The organism is Agromyces sp. NPDC058104 (genome assembly GCF_042884835.1).
Lineage (GTDB): Bacteria > Actinomycetota > Actinomycetes > Actinomycetales > Microbacteriaceae > Agromyces.
This window is the reverse complement of the sequence record NZ_JBHVTD010000002.1, coordinates 631,386-644,506: the sequence shown is the minus strand read 5'-3', so window position 1 is coordinate 644,506 and position 13,121 is coordinate 631,386. Positions and strand designations below refer to the sequence as shown.

The 13,121-nt window shown below is 70.5% G+C and carries 12 protein-coding genes; 3 read left to right on the top strand and 9 right to left on the bottom strand.

Annotated elements, in window-relative coordinates:
* The first annotated feature begins 39 nt into the window (after window positions 1-39).
* Together ACFVTH_RS10925 and ACFVTH_RS10920 are read left to right on the top strand one after the other, a co-directional pair.
* Window positions 40-735, top strand: coding sequence for a DUF3105 domain-containing protein (locus tag ACFVTH_RS10925; protein WP_387090401.1), 696 nt, complete (start codon window positions 40-42; stop codon window positions 733-735).
* Window positions 732-1,481, top strand: a complete 750-nt coding sequence (locus tag ACFVTH_RS10920) for a DUF305 domain-containing protein (RefSeq protein ID WP_387090399.1) — start codon at window positions 732-734, stop codon at window positions 1,479-1,481. The genes ACFVTH_RS10925 and ACFVTH_RS10920 overlap by 4 nt, the downstream gene beginning before the upstream one ends.
* Window positions 1,482-1,554: 73 nt before the next feature.
* Here ACFVTH_RS10920 and ACFVTH_RS10915 read toward each other — a convergent pair whose 3' ends face one another.
* From ACFVTH_RS10915 to ACFVTH_RS10895, 5 genes are all read right to left on the bottom strand, one after another.
* The gene (locus ACFVTH_RS10915; protein ID WP_387090396.1) at window positions 1,555-3,102 is read right to left on the bottom strand and encodes a sugar porter family MFS transporter; all 1,548 of its coding nucleotides are present in this window, start codon (window positions 3,100-3,102) and stop codon (window positions 1,555-1,557) included.
* A 78-nt stretch (window positions 3,103-3,180) separates the two neighbouring features.
* Window positions 3,181-5,169, bottom strand: coding sequence for an ABC transporter ATP-binding protein (locus tag ACFVTH_RS10910; RefSeq protein ID WP_387091844.1), 1,989 nt, complete (start codon window positions 5,167-5,169; stop codon window positions 3,181-3,183).
* A 144-nt stretch (window positions 5,170-5,313) separates the two neighbouring features.
* Window positions 5,314-6,306 (bottom strand): carbohydrate ABC transporter permease, encoded by a 993-nt coding sequence (locus tag ACFVTH_RS10905; RefSeq protein ID WP_387090394.1) that lies wholly within the window; start codon window positions 6,304-6,306, stop codon window positions 5,314-5,316.
* Complete coding sequence (locus ACFVTH_RS10900) at window positions 6,303-7,274, bottom strand: carbohydrate ABC transporter permease (RefSeq protein WP_387090392.1); 972 nt, start codon at window positions 7,272-7,274, stop codon at window positions 6,303-6,305. Before ACFVTH_RS10900 ends, ACFVTH_RS10905 begins: the two co-directional genes overlap by 4 nt.
* A gap of 110 nt (window positions 7,275-7,384) precedes the next feature.
* Window positions 7,385-8,731, bottom strand: coding sequence for an ABC transporter substrate-binding protein (locus ACFVTH_RS10895; protein ID WP_387090390.1), 1,347 nt, complete (start codon window positions 8,729-8,731; stop codon window positions 7,385-7,387).
* A gap of 246 nt (window positions 8,732-8,977) precedes the next feature.
* Between ACFVTH_RS10895 and ACFVTH_RS10890 the strand changes: the two genes are divergently transcribed.
* Window positions 8,978-10,000, top strand: a complete 1,023-nt coding sequence (locus ACFVTH_RS10890; RefSeq protein ID WP_387090388.1) for a LacI family DNA-binding transcriptional regulator — start codon at window positions 8,978-8,980, stop codon at window positions 9,998-10,000.
* 64 nt (window positions 10,001-10,064) lie between these two features.
* Here ACFVTH_RS10890 and ACFVTH_RS10885 read toward each other — a convergent pair whose 3' ends face one another.
* The 4 genes from ACFVTH_RS10885 to rplJ all read right to left on the bottom strand — a co-directional run bounded on the left by ACFVTH_RS10885 (window position 10,065) and on the right by rplJ (window position 12,950).
* Window positions 10,065-11,330 carry an MFS transporter gene (locus ACFVTH_RS10885; RefSeq protein ID WP_387090385.1) on the bottom strand — a complete coding sequence of 422 codons (1,266 nt, stop codon included), beginning with the start codon at window positions 11,328-11,330 and terminating at the stop codon, window positions 10,065-10,067.
* Window positions 11,327-11,794: a MarR family winged helix-turn-helix transcriptional regulator gene (locus ACFVTH_RS10880; RefSeq protein WP_387090383.1), complete on the bottom strand. Its 468-nt coding sequence runs from the start codon at window positions 11,792-11,794 to the stop codon at window positions 11,327-11,329. The genes ACFVTH_RS10885 and ACFVTH_RS10880 overlap by 4 nt, the downstream gene beginning before the upstream one ends.
* A 238-nt stretch (window positions 11,795-12,032) precedes the next feature.
* A complete protein-coding gene (rplL, locus tag ACFVTH_RS10875) occupies window positions 12,033-12,416 on the bottom strand; it encodes a 50S ribosomal protein L7/L12 (protein ID WP_387090381.1) in 384 nt (127 codons plus the stop codon).
* Between the two features lie 45 nt (window positions 12,417-12,461).
* Window positions 12,462-12,950, bottom strand: a complete 489-nt coding sequence (gene rplJ / locus ACFVTH_RS10870) for a 50S ribosomal protein L10 (RefSeq protein ID WP_386938458.1) — start codon at window positions 12,948-12,950, stop codon at window positions 12,462-12,464.
* Window positions 12,951-13,121: the final 171 nt, after the last annotated feature.

Below are 13,121 nucleotides of genomic sequence, written 5' to 3'. Positions count from 1 at the left end.
TCTCCCCGCCGTCGGCGTCCCGAACCGAGAGAGGCCCGCGTGAGCGCGACCCCGCCCATCCCCCCGAAGGCGAAGCAGCAGGCGAAGCAGCAGAGCATCAAGGAGCAGCGCGCCGCCGAGCGCCAGCGCAAGCTCGAGGAGTTCCGCAAGAAGGAGGCGCGGGCCAAGCGCAATCGCAAGATCGTGCTGTGGTCGAGCATCACCGGCGGCGTCGCCGTCATCGCGCTGCTGGTCACCGCCATCGTGCTCACGCCGCAGCCGGCGAGCTACGGCGCGGGCGGCGACGGCGCGAAGATCGAGGGCGTCGAGACGTTCGAGAACGGCGCGGGCCACGTCGAGGGCGTCGTCGACTACGCGCAGACCCCGCCCGCGGGCGGCGAGCACAACCAGGTGTGGCTGAACTGCGGCGTCTACGAGCAGCCCGTGCCGAACGAGAACGCCGTGCACTCGCTCGAGCACGGTGCGATCTGGGTCACCTACGACGCGGCGAAGGTCTCCGACGACGAGCTCGCGACCCTGAAGTCGAAGCTGCCGTCGAGCTACGTCGTGCTGTCGCCGTTCGAGGGGCTGCCCTCCCCCATCGTGCTGAGCGGCTGGAACACCCAGCTCCAGCTCGACGACGCCGGCGACCCCCGCATCGCGGAGTTCTTCGAGGAGTACTGGCAGAGCCAGGACGTCCCCGAGCCCGGCGCGCTGTGCACCGGCGCCTACGACGCCCCCGGCAAGGTGTCGTGACCGCACCCGACACCGCGACGGGCTCCTCGCTCGCCCCGCCCGCTGCCACGCCGTCGCGGCCGCCCCGGCGCGGCCGCGGCGGCCGGATCGCGGTCGCGGTCGTGGCATCCCTCGCCGTCGTCGTCGTCGCGGTCGCCGCCTTCTCGATCGGGCGTCTCTCGACGCTCGCCGAGCCGACGCCGACCACGACGAGCGCCGAGGCCGGCTTCGCCCGCGACATGCAGGTGCACCACCAGCAGGGCGTCGAGCTCGCGATGATCGTGCGCGACGCGACCTCCGACGACGAGGTTCGGCTGCTCGCCTACGACATCGCGACCACGCAGGCCCAGCAGGCCGGGCAGATGTACGGCTGGCTCGCGAGCTGGGGGCTGCCGCAGGCGGGCCGCGAGCCGTCGATGACGTGGATGACCCGGCCCGCCGCCGACGGCTCCGGACATGCGTCGCACGGAGCCGACGGATCCGCCGACGACGCCGCGCACGAACCCGGCGCCCCGATGCCCGGACTCGCGACGCCCGAGCAGGTGGCCGAACTCCGTACGCTCTCCGGAGTGGAAGCCGAGGTGCGGTTCCTCGAGCTCATGGTCGCCCACCACCAGGGCGCCGTCGACATGGCCGAGGCCGTGCTCGACCGCTCCTCGACCGAGGTCGTCGTGGCGCTCGCGCAGTCCATCGTCGACAGCCAGACGAGCGAGATCGAGCTCATGGAGTCGATGCTCGAGGAGCGCGGAGCCGCTCCGGTCGAATAGGGCCGGTCGGTCGCAAGCAGATCGAGACCCCGGCTCGGGTCTCGGCTCCAGGCCGCCCGAACGGGACGCGTCGCTACTCGACCGCGGTCTGCTTCCGCCTCGCCGACCCCTTCGGCGGGAACAGCGTCTCCGACTGCTCGAGCGACATGCCGTTCGTCTCGGGCACCTTCGTGAGCACGAAGAAGAAGGAGAGCGCGGCGAAGGTCGCGTACATGCCGTAGGTGAGGACGAGCGAGAAGTCGCTCATCACCGGGAAGCTGACCGTGACGAGGAAGTTCGCGATCCACTGGGCCGAGGCGGCGAGGCCGAGCGCCCGCGCCCTGATGCTGTTCGGGAAGATCTCGCCGAGCAGCACCCACACGAGCGGGCCCCACGAGAAGCCGAAGGCGATGACGAACACGTTCGCGGCGACGAGCGCGATCGGCCCCCACGCGCCGGGCAGGCTGAGCTCGCCGTCGACGGTCACGGCGTTGCCGAACGAGACCGCCATCGTCGCGAGCGCGAGCGTCATGCCGACCGATCCCACGAGCAGCAGCGGCCGCCGGCCGACCCGGTCGACGAGCGCGATGGCGACGAAGGTCACGGCGATGTTCGTCACCGAGGTGAGCACGCTGATGAGCAACGAGTTCGACTCGTCGAAGCCGACGGCGCTCCAGAGGGTCGTCGAGTAGTAGAAGATCACGTTGATGCCGACGAACTGCTGGAACACCGACAGCAGGATTCCGATCCACACGATCGGGCGGAGGCCCAGCACCGGGCCGCGCAGTGCGCCCTTGCGGTTCGCGAGCGCGTCGTTCGCGATCGAGTCGTGGATCTCGCGCACGGAGCGGTCGATCTCGTCGGCCGGCTGGATCTGCGCCAGCACGGAGCGCGCGACCTCCTCACGGCCCTGCCGCACGAGGAATCGCGGCGACTCGGGCAGCCGCAACGCGAGCAGGCCGTAGACCACCGAGGGCACGATGCAGGCGAGGAACATCCAGCGCCAGGCCTCGAGGCCGAACCAGAACGGTTCGACCGCGCCGCCCGCCGCGGTCGCGAACAGCGCGTCGGAGAGCAGCGCGGCGAAGATGCCGAAGACGATCGCGAGCTGCTGCAGCGAGGCGAGCCGCCCGCGCTGCTTCCGCGGCGAGATCTCGGCGATGTAGGCGGGCGCGACGACGGAGGCGATGCCGATCCCGATCCCGCCGATGATGCGCCAGATCGTGAGGTCCCACCCGGCGAAGGCGAAGCCCGAGCCGATCGACGAGACGAGGAAGAGCGCCGAGCCGAGCAGCATGACCGGGATGCGCCCCCACCGGTCGGCGAGCCGCCCGGCGAGCTCGGCGCCGATCGCGCAGCCGAGCAGCGCGCTCGCGATGGCGAAGCCCGTCGCTGCCGCGGAGAGCCCGAACTGGTGCTCGATCGCGTCGACCGCGCCGTTCACGACCGAGGAGTCGAAGCCGAACAGGAACCCGCCGACGGCTCCCGCCGCGGCGAGCCCGACGACCCGTCGGTTCAGTGCCTTCGCGCTCGGTGAGCCGGTCGACCCGGTCGGGCCGGTCGAGCCGGTGGGACCCGTCGTGCCCGCGGCCGGTGCGCTCGTCGCGCCCGAATCCGCGTCGTCATCCTGGTGATCGCCCATGTCTCCCCCTCGGCGTCGTCCGACCACGCTACTGCCGCGGGGCCTTCCGATGCGCCGATGCCACGGGGTTCTCGGGGATCAGGGCTCGAGCACGCCCGCGCCCTCCACCGGGCGCTCCTCCTGCTGGCGGTAGAGCGAGGCGTACACCCCGCCGGCGTCGACGAGCTCGGCGTGCGTGCCGCGCTCGACGATGCGCCCGGCGACGACCACGAAGATGACGTCGGCGGCGACGACGGTCGAGAGCCGGTGCGCGATCGCGATCGTGGTGCGACCGCGCGCCGCGTCGTCGAGGGCCTGCTGCACGACGCGCTCGGAGATGGTGTCGAGCGCGCTCGTGGCCTCGTCGAGCACGAGCACCGCCGGGTCCTTCAGGAGCACGCGGGCGATCGCGATGCGCTGCTTCTCGCCCCCCGAGAGGCGGTAGCCGCGTTCGCCGACGACCGTGTCGTAGCCGTCGGGGAAGGAGGCGATCGTGTCGTGGATGTTGGCGGCGCGCGCGGCCGCCTCGAGCTCGGCGTCGGTGGCGCCCGGTTTCGCGTAGCGGAGGTTCTCGGCGATCGTCGCGTGGAACAGGTAGGTCTCCTGGCTGACGATGCCGATGTGCGACATGAGCGACTCCTGCCGGAGCTCGCGCACGTCGATGCCCGCGAAGCGCACGGCGCCGGAGGATGCCTCGTAGAGGCGCGGCACGAGGTACGAGACCGTCGTCTTGCCGGCGCCGCTCGGCCCGACGAAGGCCGCGAAGCGGCCGGGCTCGATGGTGAAGCTGACCCCGTCGAGCGTCGGGCGCGACTCGGCGTCGGCGTCGGGGTAGCGGAACGAGACCTCGTCGAACTCGACGCGGCCGAGCGCTCCGCTCGCGGGCACCTCGACGCGGCCGTCGGAGCCGTCGCCGCCGCCGGGCGCGTCGCCCCGCTCGACCGGCACCTCCCGCGCGTCGGGCGCATCCGTGATCGTCGGCCGCAGGTCGAGGTACTCGAAGATGCGGGCGAACAGCGCGCTCGAGGTCTGCAGGTCGAGGGCGACGCGCATGAGCCCCATGAGCGGGAACAGCAGTCGCGCCTGCACGGTCGTGAACGCGACGATGGTGCCTGCGGTGAGGCCCGCGGTGCCGCCGGCGATGAGCCAGCCCGCCACGAGGTACACGATCGCCGGGATCGACGACATGAAGATGTTCACCATCGCGAAGAACCACTGGCCGGTCATCTGCTGCTTGACCTGCAGGCGGATCTGGTTGCGGTTCTCGTCGGCGTAGCGCTCGATCTCGCTCTGCTGCCGGGTGAAGCTCTTCGAGAGCAGGATCCCCGACACGCTCAGCGTCTCCTGCGTGATCGCCGTCATCTCCGACAGCGACTCCTGCGTCTTGCCGGCGATGCGCGCTCGCACCTGCCCGACCCGGCGCTGCGCGATCACCATGAACGGCATCAGCACGAGGGCGATGAGGGTCAGCTGCCAGTTCAGCAGGAGCATGGCGATGAACGCCGAGATGACCGTGACCGTGTTGCCGAGCACGCTCGACACGGTGTTCGTGAGCACGCCCGCGACGCCGCCGACGTCGTTCTGCAGGCGCGACTGGATGACGCCCGTCTTCGTGCGCGTGAAGAAGCTCAGCTCCATCGCCTGCAGGTGGCTGAACAGCCGCACCCTGAGCGACCCCATCACCTTGTTGCCGATCGTCGCGGTGAGCCACGTCTGCCAGACGCCGAGCAGCGCCGACACCACGAACACCGCGATCATCGCGAGCACGAGCGCCGTGAGCACCGGCACGTTCGGCGGGGATGCCTCGCCGCCCGCGCCGGTCGGGAAGAGCCCGTCGTCGAAGGCGCGCTGGGTGAGGAGCGGCGGGATCACGCTGAGCGCCGCACCGACGAGCACGAGCACGACCGTCGTGATGAGCGCCGTCCGGTGGGGGGCGAACAGCTCGGCGATGCGTCGCAGCAGGTGCGGGATCTTGGGCGCCTCGGCGTTGGCCGCCCGCTGCGCCGACTCGTCGGACGAGGCGATGCGCGTGCGCGCCTTGCCGTAGCGGCCGACCTGCGCCCCGCCTCCACCGCCCCCGCCGTGCATGCTCATGGATTCACCCTACGACCGCCGCCTCCCGCGGTCGGCGCCGTTCGCCCCCGGCGCACCCGCGGGGCAGCTCGCCACGAGCGGGCAGCACGGATGCCGCGTGGCCGGCCACGCGGCATCCGGCTCCCCCGCCCGCCCGGATCAGCCCTTGGTCGAACCTGCGAGCAGGCCGCGCACGAAGTAGCGCTGCAGGCTGAAGAACACGATGAGCGGCACGACGAGCGAAATGAACGCCGCGGCAGTGAGGCGCTGCCAGGTCTGGCCGCGTTGGCCCGCGAGCTCGGCGAGCCGCTGCGTGAGCGGAGCGACGTCGGCGGTGCCGCCCGAGAAGACCAGGGCCACGAGCAGGTCGTTCCACACCCAGAGGAACTGGAAGATCGCGAACGACGCGAGGATCGGCACCGAGAGCGGCACCACGATGCGGAGGAAGATCTGCCCGTGGGTCGCCCCGTCGACTCGTGCGGCCTCCATCAGCTCGCGCGGGATCTCGGAGATGAAGTTGTGGAGGAGGAAGATCGCGAGCGGGAGACCGAAGATGGTGTGCGCGATCCAGACTTGCACGTAGGTCTCGTCGGGGATGATCGGGATGACGTCGTGCAGCCACTCCTGCGCCGGCTTCAGCGTCGAGGTGAAGATCTGCAGCAGCGGGATGAGCGCCATCTGCAGCGGCACGATCTGCAGCGCGAAGATGATGATGAACACCCACTCCGCGAACGGGAACTTGATCCAGGCGAGCGCATAGGCCGCCATGGCGGCCAGCACCGTCGCGAAGACGACGACCGGGATCGTGATCGCGAGCGAGTTCACGAAGTACGAGCCGAGCTGCGGCGCCGAGGAGGACGCCGACAGCAGCACCTCGCTGTAGTTGTCGAGGGTCCAGCCCCAGTTCTCGAAGGCCGTCCACCAGCCGGTGGTGTTGATGAGCTCGGCCGGGCGGAACGACGAGACGAGCAGGCCGAAGGTCGGCAGCGTCCAGAGCACGGTGATGAGGATGGCGAACACCGTCGCCGGGCGCGAGGTCAGCCGGCGCTTCACCCGCTGCGCCTTCGTGCCGTCGAGGTTGTAGCCCCGGCGTGCGGCGGAGTCGAGCTCCTTCGCGATCGCCTTGTCGGTCGATCCGGTGGTCTGGCTCATCGGATCTCCTTCTGCTTGCGAAGCACTCGGATGTTGTAGACGACGACCGGCACGACGAGCAGGAACAGCACGAGCGCGAGCGCCGCGCCGCGGCCCGGCTCGGCCGCGCGGAACGCCTGCGTGTACATCTCGTTCGCGATGACGCTCGTGTTGAAGTTGCCGCCGGTCATGACGCGCACGATGTCGAAGACCTTGAGCGTCGCGATCGTGATGGTCGTGACGACCACGACGAGGCCGCCGCGGATGCCGGGCAGCGTCACGTTCCTGAACCGCTGCCAGTTCGTCGCCCCGTCGAGCTCGGCCGCCTCGAGCTGCTCGGCCGGGATGCCCTTGATCGAGGCCGAGAGCACCACGACCGCGAAGCCGGTCTGCACCCAGATCATCACGATGATGAGCAGGATCGTGTTCACGAACGGCTCCTGCAGCCACAGCACCGGCTCGCCGCCGAACCAGATCACGACCTGGTTCAGGAGGCCGATCTGCGGGCGGCTCGACGGCCGGTACTCGTAGATGAACTTCCAGATGATGCCGGCGCCCACGAACGAGATCGCGACCGGCATGAACACGAGCGACTTGTAGATGCGCTCGCCGCGGGAGCGGTCGATGAACACGGCGTAGGCGAGGCCGATGCCGGTCGACACCGTCGGCACGAGCACGACCCAGAGGATCGTGTTGCCGAGGGTCAGCAGCGCCTCGGGCTGCGTGAACATCCACACGTAGTTGTCGACGCCGACGAAGTCTCCGGCGCGGTTCGTGAACGAGGTGAAGGCGGTGCGCACCGCCGGGTAGAGCAGGCCCACCGCGAGCAGGAGGCACGCGGGGGCGAGGAAGAGCACGAGCTGATACCAGTCGCGACCGCGCTTGGGGGCGCGATCGATGAGGAACAGGATCAGCCCGATGACGGCCGCGAAGACCGCGAGCCCGAGCAGGATCTGGAAGATCTTGCCGATCAGGTCGGCTGTGGTCACGTCGAGGGCCTCCGATCGCAGGCGGAATCAGATGAGCCGGCGCACCGCGCGGCAGGGTGGGGATGGGAGACCTCGGGGCCGCGCGCGGCGCGGCCCCGAGGCATCCGTCGCTACTGCGGCCAGCTCGCCTCGATGAAGTCGAGCGTGTCGGCGGTGCTCTTGCCGCCGATCCAGTCGACCATGCCCGTCCAGAACGAGCCCGAGCCCACCGCGGCCGGCATCACGTCGGAGCCGTCGAAGCGGAAGGTCGTGTTCGGGTCCTGGAGGAGCTCCACCGACGCCTTCAGCAGGTCGCTGCCGGCGTTCTCGGGGTCGAGCCCGGTGTTCGCGCTGATGACGCCGCCCAGGCTCACCCGCGAGTTGGCCCATTCGGGGCTCGACAGGTAGGTCTGCACCGCGACGACCTCGTCGGCGTCGGAGAACGCCGCGACGATCTCACCGCCGCCCGTGACCGCGTTGGCGCCGGCCTCGGTGCCGGGCATCATGAACGCCCACACGTCGCCGTCCTCGGCGACCGTCGTGCCCTCGGGCCAGAAGCCCTCGTAGAACGAGGCCTGGTGGTGCATCGCGCACGCGCCGTCCATGATCGGCAGTCCGGCGTCGCCGAAGTCGGTCGTGGCGATCGAGCGGACGTCGCCCAGCCCGCCGTTGACGTTGGCGTCGTCGCGGATGAAGCCGTCGACCGTGTCGAACGCCTCGGCGATCGCCGGGTCGTTGAACGGGATCTCGTGGGTGGTCCACTGGTCGTAGACGTCGGCGCCCGACTGGCGGAGCACCATGTCCTCGACCCAGTCGGTGCCGGGCCAGCCGGTGGCCGCGCCCGAGGCGAAGCCGACGCACCAGGGCTTGTCGACGGCGCCCGACTCGCGGACCTCGGTGGTGAGCGTCGCGAGGTCGTCGAGCGTCTCGGGGACCTCCCAGCCGTTCTCCTCGAACATCGCGGGCGAGTACCAGATCCACCCCTTGATGTTCGCCATGAGCGGCGCGCCGTACAGGGTGCCGTCGACGGTGCCGTAGGCCGCCCAGTCCTCCGACCAGTACTCGGCCACGTTGTCGGCGACCGCCTGCGGCGCCTCGAGGAGGTCGCCCTGTTCGGCGAGGCGGGCGATGAGGCCCGGCTGGGGGGTGATGCCGAGGTCGGGCGGGTTGCCGCCCTCGATGCGCACGTTCAGCTGCTCTTCGTACTGGTCGGAGCCCTCGTACACGATGTCGATGCCCGTGCAGCTCTCGAAGTCGGCCCAGGACTGGTTCAGCAGTTCGGCCTCGGGGTCGAGGATGGTGCCGTAGACATCGACCTCGGTGCCGTCTTCGAAGCTGCCGTAGCTCTCGTAGGGCCCGCAGTCGCCGGTGGCGGACTCCTCGTTCGCGATGTCGCCCGTGCAGGCCGTGAGTGTGAGACCGACCGCTGCGGCCACCACGACGGGGGCCATCAGACGGCGATGCCGTGTGAATCTCATGTCATCTCCTCGTTGAGTGTGGTGCAGGGCGGAGCCGGGAACCGGTTCCAGACCCCACGGTAGGCCAGCGGTGCGGGCGACCACAAGGGAGCCCGGGTCACGAATCAGTCACCGTAGCGGGCAGCCGGGTTCGCGGCTGGAGAGCGCTCCCACGAGTCGCGCCGCGAATCCGCCGGAACCGGTTCCATCCGCGGCCGGTCTGCCGCTAGGCTCGGCTCCGGAACTGCCCGACGGAGGGGGTTGCGCATGGCGGCCATCGGCGATGTCGCGCGCCTGGCGGGGGTCTCGAAGGCCACCGCCTCCCGAGCGCTCTCCGGGGGCGGCCACGTCGCCGACGAGACCCGTCGCAGGGTCGAGGCTGCGGCATCCGAGATCGGCTACATCGCCTCGCCCGCGGCCGCGAGCCTCGTCACCGGCCGCACGATGAACGTCGGCGTGGTCATCCCGATCGTCAACCGCTGGTTCTTCGGTGAGGTGCTCGAGGGCATCGAGCGCGCGCTGCTGTCGGCCGGCTACGACCTCACCCTCTACAACGTGGGCGACGACGGCCCCGAGCGCGATCGGGTGTTCGAGTTCTTCCTCGCGCGCAAGCGGGTCGACGCGGTCATCGCGGTCGGGGTCGACCTCGCCGAGCACGAGGCCGCCGGGCTCGCGCGCAGCGAGAAGCCGCTGGTGTGCCTCGGCGGGCGGGGCGCCGTCGACGCCCGGCTCGCGATCGACGACCGCGCCGTCGGCACGCTCGCGACCGAGCACCTGCTGCGCCTCGGCCACACCCGCATCGCCCACCTGGCGGGGCCCGACGCGGCCGCCGAGCCGGGCAGCGTGCAGGGCGAGCGCCTGCGGGGCTATCTCGACGCGCTCGCCGCCGCCGGGCTCGTCCCCGGCGAGGGTCACGTCGTCGAGGCCGACACGACGATGCCGGCCGGATGCACCGGCGCGCTCCAGCTGCTCGGCCAGCCCGGGCCCCGCCCGACCGCCCTGTTCGCCGCCTCCGACGAGATGGCGTTCGGCGCGATGATCGCCGCCGAGCGACTCGGCATCGCGGTGCCCGGCGAGCTCTCGGTCATCGGGGTCGACGGGCACGAGTACGCCGAGATGTTCGGCCTCACCACGATCGAACAGTCGCCGGGCGAGCAGGGGCGCCTCGCGGTCGACGCGGTGCTGCGGCTGCTCGGCGACGGCGAGGTCGCCGACCCCCTGCCCGACTCGGGCGCACCGCTGCCGACCCGGCTCGTGGTGCGTTCGAGCACGACCGCGCCGCGCGGCTGAGCACGCCCCTGCCGGGTGTCGCCAGGTCGGGCGTCGGTCGGCCGGGATCACTCGCGAGCGCGCTTCAGGCGGCGTCGCCCGCCGTGATCGCCTCGGCCTCGCGCTCGGTCGCCTCGGATGCCTCGGCGGCTCCCTCCACCCGGTCGACCCTGCGCAGCGCGCGGTGCCCCAGCACGACGATGAGCGCGGCGACGAGCACCGAGCCCGCTGCCGCGGAGTACGGCGCCGACGGCGAGATCAGGTGCGCGAGCTCGGCCGCGGCCGGCGGGGCGAGGGCGCCGCCCAGGAACCGCACCGCCGAGTACGCGCTCGATGCCACGGAACGCTGGAGATCGGTCGCCTCCATCACGCACTCGGTGAGCACGGTGTTGAGCACGCCGAGCACGAGCCCGCCGACGACGATGCAGACCACGAGCGCGGCGGAGTTCTCGACGAGGAGGCCCGCGGCGACGAGGTCGAGCGAGAGCAGCGGCAGCGCGATCCACAGCACTCGCGTGCGCGGCATCCTCGCCGTGAGCAGCGGCGCGACGAACACCGAGGTGATCGCGAGCGCGACGCCCCAGCCGAAGAACGTGAAGCCGAGCCCGAGCGCGTCGAAGCCGAGCGGGAACGGCGAGTACGCCAGCAGCACGAAGAAGCCGATGTTGTAGAACAGCGCCGCGGCGGCGAGCACGGCGAGCGCCGGCTGGCGCAGCGCGCGCAGCGGCGCCGAGAGCCGGGTCGGTTCGGGCCGCTTGCCCGGGGCGCCCTCGTCGTCCTTGAGGAAGACGAGGATCGCGATCACGCCGATCGCCATGAGCGCCGCGGTGCCGAAGAACGGGCCTCGCCAGCTGAGGTGGCCGAGGAGGCCGCCGAGCAGGGGCCCGACCGCGATGCCGAGCCCGAGCGCCGCCTCGTAGAGGATGATCGCCGAGCCCGAGCCCCCCGCCGCGGCCCCGACGATCGTCGCGAGTGCGGTCGAGATGAACAGGGCGTTGCCGAGGCCCCAGCCGGCGCGGAAGCCGATGATCGACTCGACGTTCTGCGAGAGCCCGGCGGCGGCGGCGAACACCACGATGATGCCCAGGCCGATGAGCAGCGTCTTCTTCGCGCCGATGCGGCTCGAGATCCAGCTGGTGCCGAGCATCGCGAGTCCCGTGACGAGCAGGTAGCTCGTGAAGAGCATCTCGGTCTCGGTCGGCGTGGCCTCGAGGCTCTCGGCGATCGCGGGGAGGATCGGGTCGACGAGGCCGATGCCCATGAACGCGATCACGCACGAGAACGCGACCGCCCAGACGGCCTTCGGCTGCTTCAGGATCGACGCGGAGGTCTCGTGGCCGTGCGCGGTCACGCGATCGCTCCGCCGCGCGCGGCGTCGTCGGCCCGCTCGATTCGGGCGCGGATGAGCGCGACGGCGCTCGCGAGCGTCTCGCGCTCGTCGCGCGCTAGGTCGTCGAAGTAGGGCGCCATGGCGCCGACGAGCTCGTCGCGCCAGTCGTCGAGCGCGGCGAGGCCGCGCGGGTCGGCCGAGATGAGCCAGGCGCGGGCGTCGCCGGCGTCGGCGATGCGGCGGACCCAGCCGCGGTCGTCGAGCGCGTGCACGAGCTTGGTCATGGTGGGCTGGCTGACCCGGCTGACCCTGGCGAGCTCGCCGAGGCGCATCGGGCCCAGGTCGCGCAGCACCGCGAGCGTGCGCCAGACGGCGGGCGACTCGGTCGACGAGGTCGAGGCGGCGGCGAGGCGGGTGAGTCGATGGTTCACCGAGACCAGGCCCCCGATGAGGTCGGTGAGGTCGGCGTGGCCGGAGGATTGCATAGCTCAACTATATAGCCGAGCTATCCAATAGTCGAACCATCGCCGATTCAGGAGAAGGCGAGCCGCTCAGGACGATTCCTGCGATTTCGTCCTGACCAGGGGACTATGTCCTGAACGCGTGCAGCGCAGCGCGGGGCCCCGAGAACGACGGATGCCCCGTGGCCGATGGGCCACGGGGCATCCGTGTCGTTCAGGTGACGCGGGTCACCTCAAGCGAGCGCGCCCGAAGGCGCCCCGATCACTTGAGGGTGACGGTCGCGCCGGCCTCCTCGAGGGCGGCCTTCGCCTTGTCGGCGGTCTCCTTGTTCGCGCCCTCGAGCACGGCCTTGGGAGCACCGTCGACGACGGCCTTGGCCTCGCCGAGGCCGAGCGAGGTGAGCTCGCGGACGGTCTTGATGACCTGGATCTTCTTGTCGCCGGCAGCCTCGAGGATGACGTCGAAGGAGTCCTTCTCCTCAGCCTCTTCAGCAGCGCCCGCGCCACCGGCAGCGCCGGCAACGGCGACGGGAGCGGCCGCGGTGACCTCGAACTTCTCCTCGAACGCCTTCACGAACTCGCTGAGCTCGACAAGCGTGAGACCTGCGAACTGCTCGAGCAGCTCTTCGGTGGTGAGCTTCGCCATGATGTATCTCCTAATAGATGGGGTTGTAACGAGTCCGTCGGGCGCTTACGCGGCCTCGGCGGTCTCCAGCTTTTCGCGAAGCGCGTCGATGGTGGCGGCAGCCTTGCCCATCGTCGCCTTCATCATGCCCGCAGCCTTCGCAAGCAGAACCTCGCGGCTCTCGAGCGAGGCGTACTTGTTGACCTCGTCGGCGTCGAGGGTCTTGCCCTCGAAAACGCCGCCCTTGATCACAAGGTTCGGGTTCGCCTTGGCGAAGTCACGCACGGCCTTGGCAGTGGCGACGAAGTCACCGTGCACGAAGGCGACGGCGGACGGGCCGGTGAGGCTTTCGTCCAGCGTCGAGATGCCGGCCTTGTTGGCGGCGATCTTGGTCAGCGTGTTCTTCACCACGGCGTAGTTCGCGTCCTGACGGATGGTGTTGCGCAGCTGCTTGAGCTGTGCAACCGTCAGGCCGCGGTATTCGGTCAGCAGAACGGCGGCCGAGCTCTCGAACAGGTTCGTGAGTTCGGCAACCGAGGCTTCCTTGTTCGCCATGGCCACTCCTTGTGTACTCAACGTGCATCGCGGAGGCGATGCACGGCCTGGAGCGCTGGAAGCAATGGGGAGAAAGAAAAAAGCTCCGGCGCAGTTGCGCGGAGCTCAGGCCGAGATCTCTCGGAAAGTCTTCGTCACACCTGCGCGGGCCCTTGCTTTCGCAAGACTTCG

Coding starts and splice junctions, on each gene's coding strand:
- ACFVTH_RS10915 (WP_387090396.1), bottom strand. CDS start 3,102: ATGGGCGATCACCAGGATGACGACGCGGATTCGGGCGCGACGAGCGCA.
- rplL (WP_387090381.1), bottom strand. CDS start 12,416: ATGGCGAAGCTCACCACCGAAGAGCTGCTCGAGCAGTTCGCAGGTCTC.
- ACFVTH_RS10895 (WP_387090390.1), bottom strand. CDS start 8,731: ATGAGATTCACACGGCATCGCCGTCTGATGGCCCCCGTCGTGGTGGCC.
- ACFVTH_RS10890 (WP_387090388.1), top strand. CDS start 8,978: ATGGCGGCCATCGGCGATGTCGCGCGCCTGGCGGGGGTCTCGAAGGCC.
- ACFVTH_RS10880 (WP_387090383.1), bottom strand. CDS start 11,794: ATGCAATCCTCCGGCCACGCCGACCTCACCGACCTCATCGGGGGCCTG.
- rplJ (WP_386938458.1), bottom strand. CDS start 12,950: ATGGCGAACAAGGAAGCCTCGGTTGCCGAACTCACGAACCTGTTCGAG.
- ACFVTH_RS10910 (WP_387091844.1), bottom strand. CDS start 5,169: ATGCACGGCGGGGGCGGTGGAGGCGGGGCGCAGGTCGGCCGCTACGGC.
- ACFVTH_RS10905 (WP_387090394.1), bottom strand. CDS start 6,306: ATGAGCCAGACCACCGGATCGACCGACAAGGCGATCGCGAAGGAGCTC.